This is a genomic window from Lysobacterales bacterium (assembly GCA_019634735.1).
Taxonomy (GTDB): domain Bacteria; phylum Pseudomonadota; class Gammaproteobacteria; order Xanthomonadales; family UBA2363; genus Pseudofulvimonas.
Genome location: JAHCAT010000004.1, coordinates 163,239 through 185,809, shown reverse-complemented (window position 1 = coordinate 185,809; position 22,571 = coordinate 163,239). Strand labels below are relative to the sequence as shown.

Sequence of the window (22,571 nt, the reverse complement as noted above, 5' to 3'; positions counted from 1 at the left end):
GTTGCCGGGCCAGGCCGTGCCGGCTACCTTGCCGGCTCAGCCTTCGGGGAAGGGCTGGATCACCGGACCTTCCCGCGAGCCAGGGATGGCTCGTGCGGCCCGCGAGCGGGCGCCTGCGAGTCCGATCGGCCCAGGGACGGGTCGGCCGGGCCTTTCCGAGGGAGCACGCATGGCCAGCTTTTCCACCGACCTGCACTACTGGACGCGGCGCGCCGCCATCGGCGGCATCTCCGGCATGACCCGGGCACTGCCGCCGGTCGGCAACTACCTGCGCGTGCGCTTCCACATCGACATCGTGTTCTGGCTGTGCGCCGCGCACGGCTACCCGCTGCGCAACCCGGACATCCTCGACCCGTTCTCCGGGGCCGGCATCAACATGTCGCACGGCTATCTGGAGCGGGTCAACAGCGCACACCTGTGCGACATCAACGAGGACTACATCCGGCTGGCCGGCAAGCTCGGGCCGAAGGTGCGCACCACCCACGGCGACAGCTTCGCGATGATGAACCAGGGCGACCCGCGCCTGGGCCGCTACGACCTGATCATCCTCGACAACAACCTGGGCGGCGTCTACGCCGGCTTCTGCGAGCACTTCGACGCGATGCCGGCGGTGTTCCGCTACCTCAAGGACGACGCCGGGTACGCGGTGGTGGCGCTGAACTTCATCACCGATCCGGACCTGATGGATTCCGACCCGCGCTTCCGCACCCCACCGGAATCCTTCGCCGAGCAGATGCGCCGGCGCGCGGTCTTCTACGGCACCGAGGAGCGCCGCATCACGCCACGCATCGGCGCCGCCGCCTACGACCGCGAGGCGCGCAAGGAAGGCTGGACCGTGGCCGACTACGCGCTGGCGCCGCGCGCGGAGTTCTTCCATTTCCTGCTGCTGTTCCTGCGCCGGGCCTGATCCGTGCGACCCGGCCTGCCCTGCCTGGCGCCCGTGACGGTGGCGGTCGCCGGGCGCGCCCGCCGCAGCCCGGGCAGCGGCGTCCCGGCCTGCCGCGCAGCCGCGCTCCTCGTGCGGGCGCGCGACGCGGGACGCGGCGAGGCCTGACATGCCGCAGGTGCGGGCCAATCGGCATCGATCGGGGGGCGCCTGTGGCGCCCTCCTGGCGCTGCTCGCCTGCCTTCTGGTCGCCGGCGTGGTGCGGGCCAAGCAGCTCTACGAATACATCGACGAACACGGCATCCGCCATTTCACGGACGTGCCGCCGGTCACCGACGCGCCGGTCAAGGCCACCCGGGTGCGCGTCGACCCCTCGCCCCTGGTGCGTCTGGAAACCCGCGGCGAAGGCGGCCAGGCCAGCACCGTGTGGGTGCACAGCCGCTTCGCCGGGCCGCTGGAGGTGGAGCTGGCGCTGACCGAGGTGCGCAACGCCCTGGCCGAACCGCGGCTGCCGCGGCGGGTGGTGCTGGCGCCGCGCGCCAGCGTCCAGGTGACCCGGGTGCGCTCCTACGATCCCTACCAGGACGCCGCCTGGCGGGTGGAGGTGGTGGCCGTGCCCGGCGACCCGCGCAGCGCCCCCGACCCGACGGTGCGCTATCGCCTGCCGCTGCCCTCCGGCACCCGCTACGCGATCGGCCAGGCTTTCGGCGGCCGCTTCAGCCACGGTGACGAGCAGAACTACCACGCCGTCGACCTGGGCGTCGACGAAGGCACCCCGGTGCTGGCCGCCCGCGACGGCATCGTCATCCAGGTCGAGCGCGACTTCTACGAATCCGGCCAGGATCGCCGCCTGGGCGACCGCGCCAACGTGGTCCGCGTCCTGCACGAGGACGGCACCATGGCGGTGTACGCCCACCTGGCCTTCGAGAGCGTCCTGGTGCGCGAGGGCAGCGTGGTCCTTGCCGGCCAGCGTCTGGGCGCGGCCGGCGCCACCGGCTTCGCGACCGGCCCGCACCTGCACTTCGTCGTCCAGCGCAACGAGGGACTGCGCCTGGTCTCGATCCCGTTCCACTTCGACGGCCCGGACGGTGCCTGGACGCCGCAGGCCGGCGAGCGCTGGCGGCTGGTGCCCTGACGCGCGCGGACGATCCCCGCGTGCGGGGATGGCAGTCCGGCCGGTGCGTGCGCCTTGACCGGCGGCGATGCAGATCATGGCCAGCCCCGGCCCTCTCCCCCGGCCCCTCCCCCGCAGGCGGGGGAGGGGAGAAGTGCGGTGCCGTCGCACTAGCGAAGCGCCGGCTGACAGCGGGCTGAGACACGACGCGAATCAGGTCTCCGAAGAGAGAGAGCACAGCGCGCTCCGCTTCCCGAATCCCGAATCCCGAATCCCGAAATCCCGAAATCCCGAAATCCCGAAATCCCGAAATCCCGAAATCCCGAAATCCCGGACCCCGGACCCCGGACCCCGGTCCCCGGTCCCCGGTCCCGAGTCCCGAGTCCCGAGTCCCGAGTCCCGAGTCCCGAGTCCCGGGTCCCGGGTCCCGGGTCCCGGGTCCCGGGTCCCGAGCCCAGAGTCCCGAGTCCCGAGTCCCGAGTCCCCCCAACGCCCTCCCGTACAATGGGCGGCTGCCCGGAAGACCCCCTGCCCGCCATGACCACCCCCGCCCAGGAAGCCGCGCGCCGGCGCACTTTCGCGATCATCTCGCACCCGGACGCCGGCAAGACCACGCTCACCGAGAAGCTGCTGCTGTTCGGCGGCGCCATCCAGATGGCCGGCTCGGTCAAGGGCCGCAAGGCGGCCCGCCACGCCACCTCGGACTGGATGGCGCTGGAGAAGGAGCGCGGCATCTCGGTGACCAGCTCGGTGATGCAGTTCCCCTACGAGGGCCGCATCGTCAACCTGCTCGACACCCCCGGCCACGCCGACTTCGGCGAGGACACCTACCGCGTGCTCACCGCGGTCGACTCCGCGCTGATGGTGATCGACGTCGCCAAGGGCGTCGAGGAGCGCACCATCAAGCTGATGGAGGTGTGCCGCCTGCGCGACACGCCGATCATGGGCTTCATCAACAAGCTCGACCGCGAAGGCAAGGCGCCGATCGACCTGCTCGACGAGATCGAGTCGGTGCTCGGCATCCAGTGCGCGCCGGTGACCTGGCCGATCGGCATGGGCTCGCGCCTGAAGGGCGTCGTGCACCTGGTCAGCGGCGAGGTCCACCTGTACGAGTCCGGCCGCAACTTCACGCGCCAGGACTCGACCATCTTCGCTTCCATCGACGCGCCGGAACTGGCCGAACGGATCGGCTCGGCCATGCTCGCCGAGCTGCGCGAGGAACTGGAGCTGGTCCAGGGCGCCAGCCACCCGTTCGACCGCGAGGCCTACCTGGCCGGCAAACAGGCACCGGTGTTCTTCGGCTCGGCGGTCAACAACTTCGGCGTGCAGCCGCTGCTGGATTTCTTCGTCGAGCACGCGCCGTCGCCGCGGCCGCGCGCAACCACCAGCCGCCAGGTCGAACCCGGCGAGGACCGGCTGACCGGCTTCGTGTTCAAGATCCAGGCCAACATGGATCCGCAGCACCGCGACCGCGTCGCCTTCATGCGCGTGTGCTCGGGGCGCTTCCAGGCCGGCATGAAGGCCTTCCACGTGCGCAGCGGCAAGGAGCTCAAGCTGGCCAACGCGCTGACCTTCATGGCCTCCGACCGCGAGATCGCCGCCGAGGCCTGGCCGGGCGACGTGATCGGTATCCACAACCACGGCACCATCTCGATCGGCGACACCTTCACCGAGGGCGAGGCGCTGGTCTTCACCGGCATCCCCAACTTCGCGCCCGAGCTGTTCCGGCGCGCCCGCCTGCGCGATCCGCTCAAGCTCAAGCAGCTCCAGAAGGGTCTGGCCCAGCTCAGCGAGGAAGGCGCCACCCAGTTCTTCCGGCCGCTGATGAGCAACGACCTGGTGCTGGGCGCGGTCGGCATGCTGCAGTTCGACGTCGTGGCCTACAGGCTCAAGGACGAGTACGGCGTCGACGCCGCCTTCGAACCGGTCGGCATCAGCACGGCGCGCTGGGTGCGCGGCGGCGATGCCCGCAAGCAGGAGGAGTTCCGCGACAAGAACGCCCTGAACCTGGCCATCGACGCCGCCGGTGAGCTGGTCTATCTGGCGCCCAGCCGGGTCAACCTGCAGCTCACCCAGGAACGATGGCCGGACCTGGTGTTCGCGGCGACGCGGGAGACGCAGGGGTAGGTGGGGTCGGGACTGGGGACTCGGGGACCGGGGACCGGGGACCGGGGACCGGGGAAAGGCGAGCAGGGCCGGGGCAGATGCGCAAGTGCGACCGCGCCTTGCTCCATTGGCTGGTACGGCGATGGCGTGGGGCCGGTCGTGTCGGGGTGCGTGCCGGCTGCCGCTTCCTTTTTGCTACCCCTTTCCTGCACTGCGGGCGCGCGGGGTCGTCGCGGGACCTGGGGGCAGGTGCTTGATGCGGACCGGCGAGCGAGGCTGCTCGCCTTGGACCGGGACCGGGGCCGGGGCCGGGATACTGGCGGAGTCGGGCTGGTTGCGGCTGAAACGAAAAAGCCGCCGGGGGTGCCGGCGGCTCGTTCGGGGGAGGGCGCCGGCCGGGGGCCGGCGCGGGAGGTCAGGAGTTGTTGAAGCTCTGGCCGAAGATCTGGTCCGACTCCAGGCCGGTGTTTGCCGAGAAGATACGGTCGTCGCCACGGCCGTCGAAACCGGCTGTGGCGATGGCGTCCTCTTCGACCATGGTCGGCAGGCCGGCATCCGGGCCGAGCTGGCGGGCCATGAAAACCGAACCCACCGCCACCGCCGAGACCGTGGCGGCCAGCGCCAGGCGGCGCAGGGCGGGACGGGCATGCAGCGGCCGCGCCGTTGCGCGGCGGGCATCGGCGAGCCCTTGCGACAGCTCGACCGCTGCGTCGCGGCTGGCGCGTGCCAGGCGCCAGGCCTGGGCCAGGGAGGGCGAGGCGGCGATCGCCTCGACCACGGCAGCGCGGCGCGGGCCGGCCAGGCGGCCTTCGGCCAGGTCGACCAGCTCGGCCGGCGTCACCGAGGCCAGCACGGCGGCATCGTCGCGGCAGGACGCCCGGTAGAGGTGGGACAGGTTGTGCTCAGTCATCGTCGCTTCCATCCAGTCCGGCCGCCCGCAGGCGGTCTCGCAATTCGTACAGGCCGCGGTACATCAGGTTCTTGGCCATCGTCGCGGTCATGTCCAGCAGCTCGCCGATCTCCTCCGGGGTGAAGCCCTGCAGCGCCAGCCGTACCGGCTGCCGCCGCCGCCCCGGCAACGCCTCGATGGCGGCACGGACCATGTCCATGTGCTGACCATCGCGGGCGCTGCGCACCGGACCGACCGGGTCAAGCAAGGCCTCGATGCCGGCCTCCTGGCCGTCCTCGGGCAATGCCGTGGTCTGTTCCGGCTTGCTGCGGCGCAGGGCGTCGATCACCGTGGTGACCACGACCCGCTGGATATAAGACGCAGGCAGGGCCGGATTGTTCTCACGCTCCAGCGCCTTCCACAGCCGGATGCGCACCTCCTGCTCGATGTCGTCCGGGTCAAGTCCTTGATTTGCCGAGCAATGCTGGGCAACGAGCGCGCGCAGCCGGGCGCCGTGGCGGGCCAGCAGGTTCGCCAGCAGCGCCTCCAGCCCAGGCGGCCGGCCGCCGCTCACCGCGGCCGGCCGTGCTGGTATCGGCCGGACAGGCCGGCCAGGAGGGTGAAAGCGGATTCAGACACGAGCACGGACAGGCTGCGGGCAATTCGCAATGCTGGGCGCTGGCCGGGAAGTTGGCAAGTGGGCGTGTGCGTCGGTCCGCGGGGGCAACGGCGGGGCGGCCGGGCGCCCGGTGCTGCCTGGAGATGCCCACGCGACGGACTCGGCGGGCGGGATTGCGCCAGCCAACGTGGCGCGGAAATGTCCCTGGCACCTTCTTGCGTGGCGCCTCTCGCGTCAGACCCGCAGCTGCCGGGGGTGACGGCAGCTGCGGGGCCTTCGCACCGGGCGACCTACTTCAGGTCGAAGCGGTCGGCCTCCATCACCTTGGTCCAGGCAGCGATGAAATCGTGCACGAACTTCGGCTGGCCGTCGCTTTCGGCGTAGACCTCGGAGAGCGCGCGCAACTGCGAGTTCGACCCGAACACCAGGTCGACCACGGTACCCGTCCACTTCAGCGCACCGGTCTTGCGGCAACGACCCTCCAGCACATCCGGATCCGTGGCCGTGCGGCTCCACTTCGTGCCCATGTCGAGGAGGTTGACGAAAAAGTCGTTGCTCAGCACACCGGGCCGCGAAGTGAACACGCCGTGCCTTGTGCCATCGACATTGGCATCGAGCGCGCGCAGCCCACCGATCAGCACCGTCATCTCGGGCGCCGACAGGGTCAGCAGTTGCGCCCTGTCGATCAGGCGCTCGACCTGCGAACCCTCGTAGCCCTTGGCGACGTAGTTGCGGAAGCCATCGGCGCGCGGCTCGAGCACGGCGAAGCTGTCGATATCGGTCTGCTCCTGGCTGGCGTCCGTGCGACCGGGGTGGAAGGGCACGCTGACCTTGACGCCACCCTTGCCTGCCGCATCCTCGACTGCGGCATTGCCGGCAATGACGATCAGATCGGCCAGCGAGACCCGCTTGCCGCCCGAGGCCGAGGCGTCGAAGTCCTTCCGGATACCTTCGAGCACACCCAGCACCTTGCCCAGTCGGGCCGGCTGATTGACGGCCCAGTCCTTCTGCGGCGCCAGCCGGATGCGCGCGCCATTGGCGCCACCACGCTTGTCGCTGCCACGGAAGGTCGATGCGGACGCCCAGGCGGTGGACACCAGCTCCTGGGTGGACAGGCCCGACGCCAGCACCGTGGCCTTCAGCGCCGCGACATCATCGGCATCGACCAGCGGGTGGTCGACCTCGGGCACAGGGTCCTGCCAGATCAGCACCTCCTTCGGAACCAGCTTGCCCAGATAGCGCGAGCGCGGGCCCATGTCGCGATGGGTCAGCTTGAACCAGGCGCGGGCGAAGGCGTCGGCGAACTCGTCCGGGTTGGCGTGGAAACGCCGCGAAATCTTCTCGTAGGCCGGATCCATCCGCATCGCCATGTCGGCGGTGGTCATCATCACCGTGACCTTCCTGGACGGGTCATGCGCTGACGGCGCCATGTGCTCTGGACGCGGATTGATCGGGTGCCACTGATGCGCACCGGCAGGACTCTTCACCAGCTCCCACTCGTAACCGAACAGCATGTCGAAGTAGCCGTTGTCCCACTGGATCGGGTTCGGCGTCCACGAGCCCTCGATGCCGCTGGTGATCGCGTCGTTGCCCTTGCCGCTGCCATGTGTGCTGATCCAGCCGAAGCCCTGTTCGGCGATGTCGGCGGCCTCGGGCTCGGCGCCGACCTTGGCGGCATCGCCACCGCCGTGCGCCTTGCCGAAGGTATGACCGCCGGCGGTCAGGGCGACCGTCTCCTCGTCGTTCATCGCCATGCGCGCGAAGGTCTCGCGGATGTCGCGCGCCGACGCCAGCGGGTCGGGGTTGCCGTCCGGGCCTTCCGGGTTCACGTAGATCAGGCCCATCTGCACCGCGGCCAACGGATCGGCAAGGTCGCGTTCGCCCGAGTAGCGACTGTTCGGCTTGTCGCTGGTGGCCAGCCATTCCTTCTCTGCACCCCAGTCGATGATCGGCGGCTCCCAGATATCGGCACGGCCTCCGGCGAAACCGAAGGTCCTGAAGCCCATCGACTCCATCGCGACGGTGCCGGCAAGGATCAACAGGTCGGCCCAGCTCAGCTGCTTGCCGTACTTCTGCTTGATCGGCCACAGCAGACGGCGCGCCTTGTCGAGATTGCCGTTGTCGGGCCAGCTGTTCAGCGGGGCGAAGCGCTGGTCGCCGGTGCCACCGCCGCCGCGGCCGTCATAGATGCGGTAGGTGCCAGCCGCGTGCCAGGTCATGCGCACGAACAGACCGCCGTAGTGGCCATAGTCCGCGGGCCACCACTCCTGCGAGTCGGTCATCAGCGCCTTCAGGTCGGCGACCACCGCGTCGAGATCGAGCTTTTCGAATTCCTTCCGGTAATCGAACGCCTCGCCGAGCGGATTCGATCTCGGCGAGTGCTGGTGCAGGACGTCGAGTTTCAGCGCGTTCGGCCACCAATCGAGATTGCGCGGGCCCTGGCCGATGCCGATGTGGCCGGTGCCGCCGTGGACGGGGCATTTCGCTTCGTTGGACATGACGGATGTTCCTCTTGGGCATGGACCGGAGAACAGCTCCGAGCATGATCCCACCGGGCATGCAGAGGAAATCGATTGCGCCAATGACAGGCATTGGCCTGAGGAATCAACCGGGCAGGGCAAGGACGCTGCAACCGCGAGACCGTTCCCTACGCACCGGGGATCGAGCCGCCTGAAATGCGACCCGCCCCAATGTGCGCATGCAGCATGTTGCCGGACACCGGTCGGGCGCCCCACCCGACGCGGATGCGCACCTCGTCCAGCCCTTCGTGCTCTCCAGGCGACCCGGTCCGCTCCCCTTCCTGCCGCGGCACTGCACCCGGCACCGTTCTGGCCGCGCCGACCTCAATCGCCGAAGCCGGCGTTGAACAGCACGTCCGACTCGTAGGCACCCAGGTCGATGGTCGGGCCCAGCACGCGTGGGCCACCGCCCAGCTCCAGCAGGCCATGGGTCGGCCAACCGGCATTGAAGCCAGCATCGCGCAGCGGCGAGTCGCCGCGCAGGCGATAGTCGTCGACGCGGCCGGCGAACACCGGCGGAATCGAGCGGTTGCCGCTGGTGTCGGGCGTCCAGGTCACCGCGCTGGCGGCGATGTTGTTGTGCTTGCCGAGGATCGCACCGGCCGGGTCGCGGGCGAGATCGGGCAGCGGGACTGGCGCGTTCAGCGTCGGATTGCCGAACAGGATATTGTTGTACATCAGGATCGTGTCGGTGTCGCCGAGGAACTCGACGGCGCTGGCCCGTGCCTGGTCGGGCGCATGGGCGTAGTTGTCGACGAGGGTGTTGTTGTGCAGCCGGAACACCGGCTGGATGTCCTCGGTAACCCAGGCCCGGATGGCGGCGGTGCCGCCGGCGCTGTTGTGGTGGAACAGGCTGTTGCGGACCACGACCTCCTTGATGCCGAAGGAAAAGTTCAATGCGCAGCCCCGGCTCTCGGCATGGCTGCAGTGATGGTCCGCGAACACCACCCGGTCGATCTCCACCTTGCCATGGACGTACTGGAACCCGCTGACGTTGAGGCCCAGGCCGCGCGCGACCAGGGAGTCGCTGGAGCCGCCGGACAGGGTCAGGTTGTGCACCCGCAGCCGGGCGTTGCCACCCGCCGAGCCGATGATGGCCTGGAACAGGCCGAAGGAGCCGTTGGCCTCGATTCGGGTGCTGCCCGGATCGAGGACCTGGCTGGAGCAGTCCACAGGGTCCCATCCGCCGCTGATCTCCAGCGACCGGTCCTTGCTTGAGAGGTAAAAGAACAGGTGGCCATCGCTCGGAGCGGCCGGCGCGATCACGCCCCGGGCGATCCGGATAACGTTGTTCTCGTTGTTGGCCTCGGCCAGGTCGAGCGCCAGGCTGAGCTGGGCGACGGTGCGAGCGCAGTACTGCGCCGCCGAGGCCTGCAGGGGCAGCAGCAGGCCGGCCAGCAGGGAAAGCGCCATCGCCAGGACGGATGCCCGCGCCGGGTTCCAGGGCCGGCGGCCCGCCGGGGATCCCGAGGGGCTGGCCGGCGCCGGATGGGCGGGCAACGGTGCCGGGGCCACCGCAGTCAGGCGCCGCCTGGGGCGGGTACTTCCGAAGCGCTGCGCAGGAGCGCGGACGTAGCGGGACGGGGTGTCCACCGACAGGTGGCCGCGCTGGCGTGGCAGGTATGAAGGACGCATGGACTTGGGTCTCCAGGTTGGGGTGACGACCGCGGGATCGCGGAGGCGGCCAATCTGGAGGGGAGGCGCCGGCGCTGCCTGATCGGAAGCTTGCGCGCCCCTATCGGCAAGATTTTTTCGTTTTCAATCAGCGCATTGAGTTGCGATGCCGGGGCAGGTCAGTCGGCACCCCGGATGCGTTCCCGAGGCTCGGCACCCCGGCGGGACCGCGTGTGGGCCCGCATGATCGACGCGCCGGACCGCCGTCCCAGGTCGAGCTGCCCTCCCCCCAACCCCCCGGCAGCCGCGGCAATCCGCTGCAGTCGCCTCCCGCCTGGCTGGCCCTTGATGGCACCGGGGGCGATCGCGACTACGCCGTCCGGGCGCTATCCCGGCACGCCCTGCCCGCTCCGCAAGTCGCCGAATCCGCCCCAGCCTGCAGCAACAGCATCCCCACAGCGCGACCTCATGCGGGCGAAGACCAGGGCCCGGACCGCTCGCTTCGCAGACGTCCGGCCGTCGCGCCGGTCTCGACGCGTGCCGCCTCCCGGCGACTGGTGCCTGGCGCGCCTTGCCGCCACGCCAAGGAACCGAACCTGACCCCGTTTCTCGCGTGTAGCACACCTGTGCTACTTTTCCGTCGCCGCAGCGCCGCAGGAATCCGCATGAGCACGACCACCATCCGCCTTCCTGAAGAACTGAAGGCGCGCATCGCCAGGGCGGCGGAAGCGGCCGGAACCACCTCGCACAACTTCATCCTGGAAGCCATCGCGGAAAAGGCGACCTTGAGCGAGCAGCGTGCTGCCTTCCACGCGGTCGCCGACCAGCGCTATGCGCAGTTCCTGGAGACCGGGCAGGCGATCCCCTGGGAAGAGGCACGCACCTGGCTGCAACAACGGCTCTCCGGGAAACCGGTCAAGGCACCCGCAACCAGGAAGCAGGCCAGGTGAGATGGCACGCGTCCGCCTTGCGCCCGGCGTGATCGACGACCTCGACCGCATCGTCGACCACCTGTTGCGCCACGAGGCCAAGGCCGCGCAGACGCGGGTCGCCGGGATCATCAGCGCCCTGGATGTGCTCGAAGCCAACCCACTGATCGGCTGGCCGGCCGGCGAAGACCGGCGCGAACTGGTGATCGGTCGCGGCGCGGAGGATTACGTGGCGCTGTATCGCTACCTGCCGATGCTGGACGTGGCCCTTGTGCTGGCGATCCGCGGGCAACGCGAGGCGGGTTACGCGCGGGCGTGAGTCCGGTTGGAGCCGGACGGGGTGGTCCAGGTCGAGTTGCCGGGGGACGACGCGACGGACTCGACAGCGTCGTCGTGCCTTTGGGCAGCATTCGCTTCGGGGAGAACGCCGAGGCCCCGACCACCCGCCGCGCAGGCGTCCGGACCGCGCGCTTGACTCGACGCCCACTGCCGCGGCGCATGACGCCTGGCGAGTCATGCCCCCACTCCAAAGAACTGAACCTGACCCCGTTCCTTGCTCGCTACTTCGCCAGCCATCCTGGCGGCACACAGCCACTTGAAACCGAGAGATTTCTGTTTCCCTCGGGAATCTCACAGTGCCGCATTGTCAGAGCAAAACGAAGTAGTCGCTGCAGGTCGGCTCCACAGTGCTCAGTATCCTCATCAACAAACGGAGGGTCCCCCAGCTCAGACAGTGCCCTCCACGTTGCAGTGCAAATCTGACTTTTCCTATCGAGGCGCCAATGGTCCCGATAAAATCTGCCCACGTCCGCCAAGACCGAAGATCCGTATGGGGAATCCAGATAAAGCGAGTCAGTTAACAAGCCGGATTTATAGGCGATTGGCATCCCACGATCCACCCAAGCCAAGGCCTGGATTAGGCCAACTGGCAAGAGAACGCGCTTCGTCGAACAATCAATGGGTAGCCGAACATCAATGGACTCAAACTTTTTTTCTTCTCCCAGAATCGCAACAGGCGGGACCGTCTCCTCGATGTGGACCCTGGCTTTTTGCCAGCACTCTTCGCTTTCCGAGGCCCCTGCAGTCCATGTGGGAACCGCTAGAGAAAAGCCGGCAATGAAAACAATCACTCCATTCGTGACAAACACGGAACACCTCCTGGACAAATGCTGGATATCCCCCAACGTCTATGTTCGGTTACCGGCGAAGCCAGCTCACTTGCTAATCTCCCAGCCTTCAATTGCGATATGCGTCGTTGGAAACGACTGGCGCCGGAAGGTTCCCATCGCAGTACGTTTCCAGATGGAACACGAACGAAGCTCGGCGTCCGCGAATCGGCAGGCGTCTTGTGAGTGTGCTCTGACAGCACTTCTCTAATGCTGACAACGGACTATCCCTGTAAACGTTGCACGCATGCCACCAGACCTGGGCGTAATAAGGCCAATGCTCTCGTCTGTATCAATTGTGTAGCTTCCGGCACAGAGTGCCTCAGCCGCCTCCTCAAGTAGCGCCATCATGTTTACCGGACCTGCGCTGGACCCGTCAGGTTTAATGGCCAAAGCCGACACGACAATCTCGGACGCCCCGTCCGCCCGCGCGACGTGAGATTCAACGAAGCGCGGCAAACCTCTGGTAGAAACCGAGGAGCACGCTGCAAGCAACAACAGAAAAGTAATTACCAGATGTCTGCTCAACGTCCAACGCCCGAGTTAAGCCGACCAGCGAAGCGGGTTCGGCTTGAATGAATTGTTGTACCTCACTCTGGGTCACCCCAGTGCGTGTAGATCTCCTCACGGATCTCTGCCACTACTGAGTCCTCCCTGAGATCAAACTTCAAGTATCCGCAGTGCTCCGAGAACACGGCCGCAATGTTCTGCTCTGGGCGAATCAAGGCAAATGCGAGCTCGATGCGCGTAGTCATGCCGCCAGGGTCCCTAATCTCGACGGATGAGCTTGCGCCAAAGTCCAAGGCCCCAAGACCCTTCTCCAAGATCAGGTCTACGGGTCGGCCAAGCTTGGTCGAAAGCTCCGGCGCCCAGTCCGCAATCATTTCTCGCCAAGGCCGGGTAGGTCTCATGAAGTCTAACGCCGCGTTAAGCCGCCGCCGGCCAAGGGCACACCGGAAAGGAGAAAGCCTGTCCCGGCGGTCGGCTTGAACGCAAAGTTAGATGCCGCCACAGTGGACTCGCTCTTCTGGTGATAGGTGCTGTGCATTCGACTCGACGCAGGGACCTGAAAGACGCAAAGTAAACCCTGGGCTTGTGAAGGAGATCTCTCCGGAAGGCCAGTTGAGAAGGATGCGCCATAGACCTTGAGCCTCGCGAGTGATTTCATGGATCGATGCCGGTCCAATAGCGGCACTCGGGACAGTGTAATCAATCAGTACTCGCAGCGCGAAGACTTCATGAAAGGTAAGAACTGCTGGTGCTACTTGGAATGAATAGGTTGGATTGCGGGGGATCCAGTGGAGGATGTGGTCAATGTCGAGCACGAGCTCTCCGGACCCATCTGAGCCCTCCAAAATGCGAAGCGCATGGATGTGGTTGTCGTGCCACGAGAGATGCTCGAAGTCTTCCGTGCTCCACGAGCTTGGCGACGGGTTTTGCATCACGGAAGGCTATCCAGCGGCATCTAACTACTAATCGACGGCAAGTTGCCGTGTAATCCGAGCCGCATAAGCTGGCCGGAGCGGCAAGCCGACATTGGAATCGCCAATCATTTCAGTACTTTGTCTCACCCCAACCCTAGCTCCCTATCCGCCTAACCCGTCCGTCTTTGCCAACCGGAGATGTGGCCTGGTGGAATCCTTGCACTGCTTGCCCTGCCGGGCAAGCAGTGGCGCGAACGCTGGCGCAGGCGCGGCCTCTTGCCCGTTCACCTCCGAACCGCACCTCGTCGGCGCAGCCCATGAAGCTCACCGGTCGATTCAGCACCGTTCCCCGCCAGCGCCTCATCCCGCCGCACCGAGCGCCAGCCGGCCTGGAAGATCCCGCATCCCAACACGCTCATGACGAAGCGGTACCCTGACCCCCGTACCCCTCCACCACCACGTACCAGCGCATGAACCTCGCTTGCTGCCGACTGCTGGCCCTAGCCCTTTCCGTTTCCACCTGCCTGGCCGGCCACGCCCGTGCCGCTGGGACCACACAAGGCGACGTCGATTGCCCGGCAGTCGACGCCCCCGCGCTTGCGGGACTGGATTTCGACGAGTCGCTCGCCAGCGGCCGGGCGGTGCCGGTGTTCGTCTACGTGCCGGCGCCGGCCTTCGCCTACCGGCAGGACGGCCGGCTGACCGGCGTCACCGTCGAGCTGCTGCGCGATTTCGCGGCGTTCCTGCGCGCGCAGCACGGTTTGGAGGTGGCGCCGTGCTGGCTGGAGCAGCCGGACTGGCGGACGTTCTACGCGCAGGTCCGCGACGGGCGCGGCGGGGTGTTCGGGGTGGGCAACGTGACGATCACCCAGGCGCGCCGAGGCGAGCTGGCGTTCTCGCCGCCCTATCTGCGCAACATCGCGGTGCTGGTCAGCCACCGCGACGTCGCCGAACTCGGGGCGATGGACGAAGTCGCCGACGCCTTCGCGGGGCTGACGGCGCTGGAGTTCACCGGCACCCTGCATGCGCAGCGCATCCAGGCCCTGGCCACGGCCTGGATGCCGGGGCTGCGCCGCGATGGCGTCGACAGCAACGAGGCGCTGGTCCGGCGCATCGCCGAAGGCGGCCACTTCGGCTACATGGACGCCTACAACTACTGGCGCGCCGTCGACGCCGGCCTGCCGCTGCGTCGTCATGCAGTCGCCGACGAGGGCGCGGAGACCTTCGGCGTCATCCTGCCGCTGGACGGCGGCTGGCAGGCGGCGATCGACGCCTTCTTCGCAGCCGACGGCGGCTATGCGTCCGGGGAACGCTTCCGAGGCCACCTGCGCGCGCACCTGGGCGAGGCCCTGGCCGCGATGCTCGTCGTCGAGTGACCCGGCCGCGGGGGCGGACGCGTCGGCACTTCGAGCGTCCGTCCCCGGGACGGCCTGTCACTCGAACCCGTGGCGGAAGATCTCGTCTTCCACCTCGAGCACGCCGTACACGTCGTTGGTGTCGGACGGGCTGCCCGGTGTGAAGCCGGTGCCGGTGGCGTCGTCGGCGGCGTTGTCCTCGAAGGTCACGCCCATCGCCACGGCACCGACACCGGGCATCAGGAACAGCGCGCCGCCCTTGCCCTGGCCGGCGCCGCCGGCGTTGTTGCCGAAATGGCTGCCGGCGGCGCCGCGCAGGGCGCGGTTGTTGCTGAAGCGCACGTCCATCAGCTCGACGAAGCCGCTGCGCGCGAAGATGGCGCCGCCCAGGCCGGCACCGCCGCCGCCCCCGCCGCCGACGTTGCCATCGCCCGAGCTGCTGCCGCCATTGCCGGCGAACTCGCCGCCCGGCCCGCCGGGACCGTCGTTGGCCAGGCCCTTGCAGCCGCGGCCGCCACCGCCGCCGCCGAAGCCGCCGGGACCACCCAGCGGCGTGTCGCCGCCAGTGCCACCAAGGCGACCGCCGCCGCCACCGCCACCGCCGAAGCCGCCGGCGGCTCCGAGGGTGAAGGCGAGGTTGGGCGACAGGGCCTGGGCGCCGCCACCGCCACCGGCGCCGTCGCCGCCGGCGCCTGCCGGGGAACTGGTGGTGCCGGCCACCCCGCCCAGGCCGGTCAGCGGCCAGCCATCGGCGCCAAGGCCGCCGGTCCAGGGGCTGGGCGCGCCACCGGCGAGATCGAGGCCGCCGCCACCACCGCCGCCGTCGTCGCCGGCGGGCAGTGAGCGTGAGCCGCCGGCACCGCCTTCCGCCACCGAATCGCTGATCAGGACGAAGGCCAGGCTCAGGAAGCCGTGGTCGAGCAGGATGCTGCCGCCCAGGCCGGCGCCGCCGCCGCCGCAGCCGGAGCGCTGCTGGCAGGTGCCGCCGGCGCCGCCGCGCGCCAGGCCGTTGCGCAGCTCCATGTTGATCAGGTCCAGGAAACCGCCGGCGACCACCAGGATGCGCTTGCGGCCGTTCGGGCCGTCGCCGTCGATGCGCAGGCTGCCGTCCTCCGGACCGTCGATCCGGATCAGACCCTCGATGACCGGCAGGGTGTCCTCGAGCACGATGGCACCGCTGAGGCTGCGAAGGTCCAGGCGCGTCGGCACGGCCAGGCCGCCCCCGGTCTGTCCGAGATCGGTGGTGCCGCCGGTCTGGGCGGCGACGATCGCCTCGCGCAGGGTCACCAGACCGTCGCCGGGAATGGTGTCGTCGCCCAGGCTGTTGACGGTCAGCGACAGGCCGCGGGGTTCGGCCAGGGACGGGGCGCTTAAGCCCAGCCCGGCGCCCAGGACGAGGACGGATGCGAGGGTGCGGATGCGTGCCATGGTGGATCTCCCGGTTCGATGTCGCCGGCCGCGTCGCCACTGGACACCGCCGCCACCCTGACAAGCGCGGAAATGGCGGGATTGCTATCAAGGCCGGCGACGGTGCGCGTCCGGACCCGCCTCGCCCGGCCAGCCGCTCGTTGAGGAGCGGCCGTCCTGCTCGCTTTTCAGGTCGCCCGTCCGGCGCAGGTCCGGACCCGCTCCCGTCGGATCAACTGCTTGAGCCGGTGCTCCGCCGAGCGGCCATCCATGACCGCAGCCAGCAGGCTGTTTTCCAACAGCCTGCTGGCTGCCCCGGCGTGCGTCCGCGCGATCGCTCGCGAGCGCGCGTCGATGCTGGCGCTGGTGGCGGCGAGTGCGCTCGCCGGTCCCGGCCAGCGGCGACGCCCGACCCGCAGGACGGGCAGCCGACCGCCACCCCCGCGTGTCGCCATCGTCTGATGACGGTGAGCCGATTCCCCGCCCGCCTGCGCCTGTACTCCGCAAGCCGCCCCTCGTCCGGGCGGCGCCACTGGAGAGATACTGACCATGCACGTCTTCGTGATCCGCCGCGCCGGGCTGCGGCCTCATGTACCTGCCATGCTGGCCTGCCTGCTCTTCGCCCTGCTCGCCGGGCAGGGGCACGGCGTCGACCTGGGCCACGAGCGGACCGCCGCCGGCGGCTGGCACAGCCCGTTCGCTGGCGCCGGCGCCAACGGCGCATCGGCCATCAACTTCATCCCGGGCGTCTGGGCCCAGGCGGTCTGGGACGACGGCCGCGGCCCCGCGCTGTATACCGCCGGCAACTTCGTCACCATGGACGATGTCTACAGCCCGGGAATCGCCCGCTGGGACGGCAGCGCCTGGGAGCGCGTGCCGCTGCCCGGCGATCCCGATCTGGTCTTCAACTTCGCGGTGTGGTCGATGGCCGCGTTCCAGGGCGAGCTCATCGTCGGCGGCAGCTTCCTGGCGCCAGACGGGCAGTCGCCGGGCGGCATCCTGCGCTACGACGGCCAGGCCTGGCATACGCTGGCCGGCAGCCAGGGGGCCGGTGTCGGCGGCTCGGTCCGGGCCCTGACGGTCTTCCAGGACGAGCTGATCGTCGGCGGCCAGTTCAGCCAGGCAGGCGGCATGGCGGTCAACGGCCTGGCCCGCTGGACCGGCAGCGACTGGCAGGTGCTCGCCAACCCGTTCCAGGCCAGCGCCACCGTCAATGCACTGACCGTCCACCAGGGGGAACTGGTCGCCGGCGGCTCCATCGTCTCGTCCTCGCCATCCATCAATCACGTGGCGCGCTGGAATGGCAGCGCCTGGCAGGCCCTGGCCGGCCCCTCGGGTCAGGGCGTCGCCCAGGACGCGGGCTTCGGGACCGCGGTGAACGCCCTGCACAGCACCCCGTCGGGCCTGTTCGTGGGCGGACGTTTCGCCAGCGCGGGCGGCGTGCCGGCGCGCAACGTGGCGCGCTGGGATGGTTCGGCCTGGAGCGCGCTGGGCATCGGCCTGGGCAACGTCACCCACCAGGTCTACGCCCTGCAGGCGCAGCACGGGCTGCTTTACGTCGGCGGCTCGTTTCCCGGCTCGGGCACGATCGATTCGCCGCGGGTGATCGCCTGGGACGGCGGCCAGTGGCTTGCCCTCTCGGGTCCGGACGGCGCGGGCGCCGGGCTGGACAACGTCCTGAGCCTGGCCAGCTTCGGCGACGAGATCTACCTGGGCGGCCTGTTCAACCAGGCCGGTGGCGTGCTGAGCCCCGGCATCGCGCGCTGGACCGGTGCCGGCTTCGCACGGGTCTCGGACGCACCGGTCAACGGCCTGATGGGCGGGCGGCCGCAGACCGTGTTGTCGTACGCGGGCCACCTGCTGGTCGGGGGCGGCTTCACGGAGGCGGGCTCGGCGTCCAGCGCGCGGATCGCGGCCTGGGACGGCACCCAGTGGCTGGGCCTGAGTGGCGGCTTCTCGAATGGCGAGGTCAATGCCGTGGTCGAGTTCGAAGGCCAGTTGATCGCGGGCGGCAGTTTCACCTATGCGCCCGACCCCGACGCGCCGCCGGGCCGCACCGTCAACCGCGTCGCGCGCTGGGACGGCAACGCGTGGCAGCCGATGGCCAACGGCCTGGGCGGGACCGTCGAGGCCCTGCATGTGTACCAGGGCCAGCTCTACGCGGCAGGGTGGTTCACCGCGGCCGGCGGCTTCGGCGGCGCCCCGATGGCGCGCATCGCCCGCTGGACCGGCAGCGCCTGGCAGGCCGTCGATGGCGGGCTGGGCAATGGCATCGTGACGACGCTGCACACCCACCAGGGCGAACTGATCGCCGGGGGCGGCTTCACCCAGCTCGGCGGCGGCACGCCGGCGCTGCGCGTGGCGCGGTGGAATCCCACCGAGGGCTGGCGTCCGCTCGGCACCGGGCTGTCCACCGGCGCGGTACGCGCCCTGGCCAGCCTGGACGGCGCGCTATACGCGGGCGGCAGCTTCGGCGCGCCGCCGAGCGGAACCAGCCCGCGCTTCCTGGCACGCTGGGACGGTGCCACCTGGCACCCGGTGACCGACGGCGCCGGCCAGGAGTTGGACTGGCACGTGGGCGACATGGCGGTCAGCGGCGACGGGCTGGTGCTGGGCGGGGGCTTCGAGCGGATCGGCGATCTCGACCTGCACTGCGTGGCGGGCTACCACCCGACCGGGGGCTGGCGGCAGATGCCCGGTCCGCAGGGCATCGGCCTGCGCCGCAACTGTGGCGGCGTCAACCGATTGCTGGTGCGGGAGGACACCGTGGTCGCAGTGGGCCCGCTGATCGTCGCCGGTGGCCAGGTCGCGCACCAGATCGCCTACTGGTCGCCACCAGGGGATGTGCTGTTCCGGGATGGCTTCGAGCTGCAGTGAGGGATCGCTGCGCCTGCGGCTGCGGGCCTGCGGCCGCTGGCGCGCCGGCGTCGGCGCTCAGGTCGAGATGTAGCTTTGCAACTGCTCGATCTCCCGCGCCTGGGCGTCGATCACGGCCTTGACCAGGTCGCCGATCGACAGCACGCCCAGCACGCGACCGCCCTCGACCACGGGCAGGTGGCGGACGCGGCGGTCGGTGACGGTGCGCATGCAGGCGTCCAGGGTGGCGTCGGGCGGCACGGTGATGACCGGCGACGACATGATGTCGGCGACCCGGGTGTCGCGCGAGGAGCGGTCCTTGAGGATGACCTTGCGGGCGTAGTCGCGCTCGGAAACGATGCCGACCAGCGTCTCACCCTCCATCACCAGCAGGGCGCCGACATGGTGCTGGGCCATGCGGCGAATCGCCTCCAGCACCGAGTCGCCGGGTGCGACCGCGTGGATCGCGCCGTCCTTGCCCTGGAGCAGATGCCTGGCGTTGTTCATCGCCTCGCCCTCGTTGCCGGATGGCGGGAGTCTAGCGCGGTTGGCGCCGCCGGTCCCGGCCGACCGTCAGGCTGACCGGTACCTCCACGCCATCGCCTGCCCGGCAGCCGGCCACGCCGGCCGGGTTCCGCAACCGATGGGGCCGGATTCTTCCGAGGGTGCTCAACCCATCCGGACCATCCGACGGCTCGCCCTCAAGTCGCGCTCGATGGGGGCGTGAGGAGCGCGAACCGGAGAAGGGCCGCGCTCAAGGTTGCGGGTCGCGAACAGACCCCTGTCCGCCAACACCCCTCCCACACTGCGGGAGAGGTGACACTTTCCGCCCCGGTCCCCGGTCCCCGGTCCCCGGTCCCCGGTCCCCGGTCCCCGCGTCCCGCGTCCCGCGTCCCGAGTCCCGAGTCCCGGGTCCCGAGTCCCGAGTCCCGAGTCCCGAGTCCCGAGTCCCGGGTCCCGGCTTCTCCTACTGCAACTCGAAATCGTGCGCGAAGATCGTGTCGTTGCCGATCGCGGTGGTCGGCAGTGGCCAGGCCCAGGCGCCGCGGCCGCGGGTGAACACGGCCAGGGTGGTGAAGCCGCGGTCGACCGCCATGTCCCAGATCATCACGCGCGGCAGGCCGTTCTCGAAGCGGTGCCAGACCGGCTCGGGCGCGAACGCGTCGTCGGTGTAGTACAGGCCCCAGTCGGTGCCGGCGAACACCTGGCCGGGCACGTTGGGGTTGATGGCGATGGCGTTGGTCGGGATGTTCGGCAGGTTGCCGCTGACGTTGCGCCACACGAAGGTCGAGCAGTTGTTCTCGCAAATCACCTGGTAGACGTTGCCGGGCTGGCCGGGCGTGTTCTGCGCGAAGCCGCCGAGCGCCGCATAGCCGACGATGTCGGCGCCGGGGTTGGCGGCATCGAGCACGTCGACCACGACATCCATCACCGGCCGGTTGGGCAGCACGGCGTTGGCCGCGGTGACGTTGACCCAGGTGGCGCTGTTGGCGGTGCCGGCGTTCATGCCGTGGCCGATCCAGACGTTGCCGTCGTTGGTGCCGGCGATCGCCACCTTCGGCGAGGCCACCGCGTAGGCGAGCTGGTTGATGAAGGAACGGTTGCCCAGGGTGCCCTTGGTCAGGTTGGGGCTGTTGGCATACCAGGAACTGGCCGGAATCGCACCCTGGATCGTTTCCCAGACGCGGATGCCGCCGGCCAGCATGAAGGTGCAGCCGACCGCGCTGGTGCAGCCGCTGCCGGGCGCGTTCAGTTCGCCATAGCGATAGATCTCGACCGGCATCACAAAGCTGCGGGTCTCGCCGGTCCAGGCGCCAGAAGCTGCGACCGTGGTCCCGGCGTGGCCGGTGGTGGATACACGCAAGTTGCCGTTCTGGCTGGACGCATACCAACGCAATTCGTTGACAGGCTCGATGCGGCTGTAGATACCGTCGCCGCCCAGGCGCACGGTCCAGGTGCCCGGGCCCGGGTCGGTGTTGTTCCAGCGGATGGTGGCGCTGCCGTTGTCCTGGGCGCCGCCGGCGGCGCCTGGCGAGCTGGCATTGGCGAAGTTGCCGGTGATGTCGCCGGAATAGAACTCGATCGAGCCGATGGTGCGGTTCAGCGACAGGTAGGTGGGGCGGTTGGCCGCCGAGGTGCCGCCGGTGCCGAAGCGCACGTTGCCGGTGTAGTAGACGCCACCGTCGGTGCCGACCAGCACCTTGTCGCTGTCGTAGCCGCCGCTGCCGGTCGGCAGGTAGGCGGTGGAGTGGTGGTCGACGTGGGCGTTGCCGTTGCCGTAGCCGCAGGTGATGTTCTGGAAGGTGGTGCCGCCATTGGTCGAGCGGTACAGGTCGACGCCGCTGAGCAGCACGGTGTTGGGATCGTTGGGGTCGACGGTCAGGTTGGCGTCGTACCACATCTGCTGGCCGCCGCCGGCGGCGCTGGAACACGACTGCGCCTGCACGCCGGCGGTGGCGGCGGTCTGCGTCCAGGTGTCGCCGCCGTCGTTGCTGCGCCACACGCCCAGGACGTTGTTGGCGGTGGCGTGGGCGGCCATCGCGTACAGCACGGACGGGTTGCTGGGCGCGATCGCCAGTTCCAGGCGGCCAAGCACCTTGCCGGTGGGATCGCCGTTGCCGGTGCCCGCCGGCCAGCCCGTGTTGAGCAGGCTCCAGGAGGCCACCGAGGGGCAGCCGCTGGTCGGCATGGCGGTGCGGTAGACGCCGTTGGCGCCCAGGTTGGCCAGGTCCGGCTGCACCGGCGTCGGGTTGCCGCGGGTGCCGACCGCCGCGTACAGCGTGCTCGGGCCGCCGGCGTTGTCGACCACGCGCAGGCCGGTGATGTCCTGGCGCTGGCTGGTGTGCGGGTTGGTCAGGCAGGGACCTTCCCAGTTCTCGCCGCCGTCGTAGGAGAAGTACAGGCCGGTCTTGGTGCCGACCACCACGGTGTCGGAATCGTCGGGATCGGTGACCACCTTGCCGATCGCCTGGTACTGCGGAAAGCCCAGGCTGGCCGAGGGCGGGTAGAAAGGCGTGAACACGTCCTCGCCCAGCACCTGCCAGGTCTCGCCCTTGTCGGTGCTCTTCAGAAGGCCGGCGGTGCCGAACGAGAAGGAGCCGTAGCGCAGGTCGCCAGTGCCGGCGTAGATCACGTTGGCGTCGTTGGGATCGATGTACAGATCGCCGATGGCGATCGACTTGATGTCGGGCTGGTCGGTGACGTTGCGCCAGGTGGTGTCGGCGTCGCAGCAGTCGGTACTCTTCCAGACGCCACCGCCGTCAGCGGCGGCGAAGGCGGTGTGGTAGCCGTCGCCGTCCGGGCCGGTCGGGTCGACCACAATTACGTTGGTGCGGCCGGAGACCTGGCCGTAGTTGTTGAATACCTGCGGCTCCGGCCCGAGGAAGGTCCAGCTCTCCGGGTCCAGGGCCAGCGGCGATTCGCTGCTGCGGCGGTAGGTCTTCTCGCCGGCCGGTACGCCGGCGCTGACCAGCGCATCCTCGCGTTCAGCGTCCTGGTACCAGCTGGGGCTGAAATGGAAGGTCGGGTAGGAGACCCGGATCGCCCAGTAGTCGCCGCCCAGCGGCTTGAGGTTGGCGCGCTTGGCGGGCGCGGTGGTCGCCGCCCAGGCCAGGCCGGCCACGGTCAGCACGGCCAGCGCGCCGGCGGTCAGGTTGCTACGCATGCTCTGTTCCCTCCCAGGAAGAT

General features: G+C 69.3%; 16 protein-coding genes. 8 read left to right on the top strand and 8 right to left on the bottom strand.

From position 1 onward, the window contains the following. The first annotated feature begins 169 nt into the window (after nt 1-169). The 3 genes from KF823_05910 (at nt 170) to KF823_05900 (ending at nt 4,127) form a co-directional block, all read left to right on the top strand. Nucleotides 170-907, top strand: a complete 738-nt coding sequence (locus tag KF823_05910; GenBank protein ID MBX3725436.1) for a hypothetical protein — start codon at nt 170-172, stop codon at nt 905-907. 148 nt (nt 908-1,055) lie between these two features. Next, nucleotides 1,056-2,021: a M23 family metallopeptidase gene (locus tag KF823_05905; GenBank protein MBX3725435.1), complete on the top strand. Its 966-nt coding sequence runs from the start codon at nt 1,056-1,058 to the stop codon at nt 2,019-2,021. A gap of 516 nt (nt 2,022-2,537) precedes the next feature. Beyond that, entirely contained in the window at nt 2,538-4,127 is a 1,590-nt protein-coding gene (locus KF823_05900) for a peptide chain release factor 3 (GenBank protein ID MBX3725434.1), read from the top strand. Nucleotides 4,128-4,521: 394 nt separating this feature from the next. Here the strand turns inward: KF823_05900 and KF823_05895 are convergent, their stop codons facing one another. From KF823_05895 to KF823_05880, 4 genes are all read right to left on the bottom strand, one after another. Beyond that, nucleotides 4,522-5,016 (bottom strand): hypothetical protein, encoded by a 495-nt coding sequence (locus tag KF823_05895; protein ID MBX3725433.1) that lies wholly within the window; start codon nt 5,014-5,016, stop codon nt 4,522-4,524. Next, nucleotides 5,009-5,569: a sigma-70 family RNA polymerase sigma factor gene (locus KF823_05890; GenBank protein ID MBX3725432.1), complete on the bottom strand. Its 561-nt coding sequence runs from the start codon at nt 5,567-5,569 to the stop codon at nt 5,009-5,011. Before KF823_05890 ends, KF823_05895 begins: the two co-directional genes overlap by 8 nt. 335 nt (nt 5,570-5,904) lie before the next feature. Next, nucleotides 5,905-8,112 (bottom strand): catalase/peroxidase HPI, encoded by a 2,208-nt coding sequence (gene katG, locus KF823_05885; protein ID MBX3725431.1) that lies wholly within the window; start codon nt 8,110-8,112, stop codon nt 5,905-5,907. 345 nt (nt 8,113-8,457) lie between these two features. Next, the gene (locus KF823_05880) at nt 8,458-9,768 is read right to left on the bottom strand and encodes a hypothetical protein (protein MBX3725430.1); all 1,311 of its coding nucleotides are present in this window, start codon (nt 9,766-9,768) and stop codon (nt 8,458-8,460) included. A gap of 644 nt (nt 9,769-10,412) precedes the next feature. Between KF823_05880 and KF823_05875 the strand changes: the two genes are divergently transcribed. Beyond that, entirely contained in the window at nt 10,413-10,697 is a 285-nt protein-coding gene (locus KF823_05875) for a ribbon-helix-helix protein, CopG family (GenBank protein MBX3725429.1), read from the top strand. A gap of 1 nt (nt 10,698) precedes the next feature. Then, nucleotides 10,699-10,995 (top strand): type II toxin-antitoxin system RelE/ParE family toxin, encoded by a 297-nt coding sequence (locus tag KF823_05870; protein ID MBX3725428.1) that lies wholly within the window; start codon nt 10,699-10,701, stop codon nt 10,993-10,995. A 1,437-nt stretch (nt 10,996-12,432) separates the two neighbouring features. Here the strand turns inward: KF823_05870 and KF823_05865 are convergent. Further along, nucleotides 12,433-12,597, bottom strand: a complete 165-nt coding sequence (locus KF823_05865) for a hypothetical protein (GenBank protein MBX3725427.1) — start codon at nt 12,595-12,597, stop codon at nt 12,433-12,435. 1,139 nt (nt 12,598-13,736) lie between these two features. On the opposite strand from KF823_05865, the gene KF823_05860 reads away from it, so the two are divergent. Next, entirely contained in the window at nt 13,737-14,642 is a 906-nt protein-coding gene (locus tag KF823_05860) for a transporter substrate-binding domain-containing protein (protein MBX3725426.1), read from the top strand. Between the two features lie 57 nt (nt 14,643-14,699). On the opposite strand, the gene KF823_05855 is transcribed toward KF823_05860, so the two are convergent. Further along, on the bottom strand, nt 14,700-16,049 hold the full coding sequence (locus KF823_05855) for a hypothetical protein (GenBank protein MBX3725425.1): 1,350 nt from the start codon (nt 16,047-16,049) through the stop codon (nt 14,700-14,702). Between the two features lie 249 nt (nt 16,050-16,298). Here KF823_05855 and KF823_05850 point away from each other — a divergent pair, with 249 nt between their 5' ends. Both KF823_05850 and KF823_05845 read left to right on the top strand, forming a co-directional pair. After that, a complete protein-coding gene (locus tag KF823_05850; GenBank protein MBX3725424.1) occupies nt 16,299-16,490 on the top strand; it encodes a hypothetical protein in 192 nt (63 codons plus the stop codon). Nucleotides 16,491-16,577: 87 nt separating this feature from the next. Then, nucleotides 16,578-18,905 carry a hypothetical protein gene (locus tag KF823_05845; protein ID MBX3725423.1) on the top strand — a complete coding sequence of 776 codons (2,328 nt, stop codon included), beginning with the start codon at nt 16,578-16,580 and terminating at the stop codon, nt 18,903-18,905. 57 nt (nt 18,906-18,962) lie between these two features. Here the strand turns inward: KF823_05845 and KF823_05840 are convergent, their stop codons facing one another. Both KF823_05840 and KF823_05835 read right to left on the bottom strand, forming a co-directional pair. Then, nucleotides 18,963-19,391, bottom strand: coding sequence for a CBS domain-containing protein (locus KF823_05840; protein MBX3725422.1), 429 nt, complete (start codon nt 19,389-19,391; stop codon nt 18,963-18,965). Between the two features lie 460 nt (nt 19,392-19,851). Further along, nucleotides 19,852-22,548, bottom strand: coding sequence for a hypothetical protein (locus tag KF823_05835; GenBank protein MBX3725421.1), 2,697 nt, complete (start codon nt 22,546-22,548; stop codon nt 19,852-19,854). Nucleotides 22,549-22,571 lie beyond the last annotated feature (23 nt).

Coding starts and splice junctions, on each gene's coding strand:
- KF823_05910 (MBX3725436.1), top strand. CDS start 170: ATGGCCAGCTTTTCCACCGACCTGCACTACTGGACGCGGCGCGCCGCC.
- KF823_05905 (MBX3725435.1), top strand. CDS start 1,056: ATGCCGCAGGTGCGGGCCAATCGGCATCGATCGGGGGGCGCCTGTGGC.
- KF823_05900 (MBX3725434.1), top strand. CDS start 2,538: ATGACCACCCCCGCCCAGGAAGCCGCGCGCCGGCGCACTTTCGCGATC.
- KF823_05895 (MBX3725433.1), bottom strand. CDS start 5,016: ATGACTGAGCACAACCTGTCCCACCTCTACCGGGCGTCCTGCCGCGAC.
- katG (MBX3725431.1), bottom strand. CDS start 8,112: ATGTCCAACGAAGCGAAATGCCCCGTCCACGGCGGCACCGGCCACATC.
- KF823_05880 (MBX3725430.1), bottom strand. CDS start 9,768: ATGCGTCCTTCATACCTGCCACGCCAGCGCGGCCACCTGTCGGTGGAC.
- KF823_05875 (MBX3725429.1), top strand. CDS start 10,413: ATGAGCACGACCACCATCCGCCTTCCTGAAGAACTGAAGGCGCGCATC.
- KF823_05870 (MBX3725428.1), top strand. CDS start 10,699: ATGGCACGCGTCCGCCTTGCGCCCGGCGTGATCGACGACCTCGACCGC.
- KF823_05865 (MBX3725427.1), bottom strand. CDS start 12,597: ATGACTACGCGCATCGAGCTCGCATTTGCCTTGATTCGCCCAGAGCAG.
- KF823_05860 (MBX3725426.1), top strand. CDS start 13,737: ATGAACCTCGCTTGCTGCCGACTGCTGGCCCTAGCCCTTTCCGTTTCC.
- KF823_05855 (MBX3725425.1), bottom strand. CDS start 16,049: ATGGCACGCATCCGCACCCTCGCATCCGTCCTCGTCCTGGGCGCCGGG.
- KF823_05850 (MBX3725424.1), top strand. CDS start 16,299: ATGACCGCAGCCAGCAGGCTGTTTTCCAACAGCCTGCTGGCTGCCCCG.
- KF823_05845 (MBX3725423.1), top strand. CDS start 16,578: ATGCACGTCTTCGTGATCCGCCGCGCCGGGCTGCGGCCTCATGTACCT.
- KF823_05840 (MBX3725422.1), bottom strand. CDS start 19,391: ATGAACAACGCCAGGCATCTGCTCCAGGGCAAGGACGGCGCGATCCAC.
- KF823_05835 (MBX3725421.1), bottom strand. CDS start 22,548: ATGCGTAGCAACCTGACCGCCGGCGCGCTGGCCGTGCTGACCGTGGCC.